The sequence below is a fragment of the Kitasatospora sp. NPDC008050 genome (assembly GCF_042957465.1).
In the GTDB taxonomy this organism is placed as follows: domain Bacteria; phylum Actinomycetota; class Actinomycetes; order Streptomycetales; family Streptomycetaceae; genus Kitasatospora.
Window position 1 is genome coordinate 399,994 of the sequence record NZ_JBIBIJ010000006.1, and the last position, 934, is coordinate 400,927.

Annotated in this window: 2 protein-coding genes; both read left to right on the forward strand. The window is 67.5% G+C overall.

Translation table 11 applies throughout. The features are described 5' to 3' along the window. Positions 1-110: 110 nt before the first annotated feature. Entirely contained in the window at positions 111-554 is a 444-nt protein-coding gene (locus ACFZB9_RS15640) for a YbaB/EbfC family nucleoid-associated protein (protein WP_391447331.1), read from the forward strand. After that, complete coding sequence (locus ACFZB9_RS15645) at positions 547-852, forward strand: hypothetical protein (protein WP_391447333.1); 306 nt, start codon at positions 547-549, stop codon at positions 850-852. Before ACFZB9_RS15640 ends, ACFZB9_RS15645 begins: the two co-directional genes overlap by 8 nt. Positions 853-934: the final 82 nt, after the last annotated feature.

Below are 934 nucleotides of genomic sequence, written 5' to 3' on the forward strand. Positions count from 1 at the left end.
GTACCCGGCGCCACAGCCGTAGGTACCAGATGACGAGCTGTGCGCCGACGCGCATCGGCCCCCGGGGAAAACCGGGGGCCGATGCGCGTCGCCGAATCGAGAGGTGCGAGATGGCGGTTTCCCCGTTCACGGAGCAGATCGAGCAGACCATGGCCAACCTGCGCGAGCAGCAGGCCAAGATCGCCGAGGCCACCAAGGAGTTGCAGACGAGCACTGCCTCGATCACCTCCAAGGACCGGATGGTCACCGCCGTGGTGGGCGCGCAGGGCCAGGTCGTCTCGCTCACCTTCCACACCACCGCCTACCGCTCGATGGCCCCGGCCGAGCTGTCGAAGGTCCTCACCGACGTGCTCAACGAGGCCCGCGCCGACATGGGCGCGAAGGTCACCGAGTCGATGCGCTCCTTCCAGGGCCTCGGCGAGATGCTGCGGAACTCGATGACCGGCGGGACCGAGCTGGACGAGCTGCTCGCCCCGCTCCAGGCGATGCGCCCCAGCGTGGCGAGGGGCCAGGCGGAGCGTCAGCACGGACGGCAGGAGGAGTTCCGTGGCTAACAAGCTCTCCGTCCTCTCGGACCTGCAGGAATTCGGCAAGTTCGGCGACGCCTCGGACATCCTCAAGCGGATGCAGAAGAAGGTCGACGAGATCAACAAGTACAACAAGGACTCGGCCGGCAACGACGACATCGGCAAGCAGTACCACCAGACGGTCGACCAGCCGACCTCGGACCTCACCGACCTGCTCGGCCAGGTCAGTGACGCGCTCGAGAAGGTCCGCCAGAGCGGCAAGTCGACCTCCGACCTCTTCAACAACTCCGATCAGGACCTGGCGGACAACGTCAAGGGGTCCTGACCCGCCGTCGTCCGCCACCACCGACGCGACTGCCGTCACCGCCGTCACCGCCGCCTGCCGCCACACCAGGAGTGCCACCCGC

Excerpts from the sequence above, each read along its gene's own strand:
- ACFZB9_RS15640 (WP_391447331.1), top strand. The coding sequence starts at position 111 with ATGGCGGTTTCCCCGTTCACGGAGCAGATCGAGCAGACCATGGCCAAC.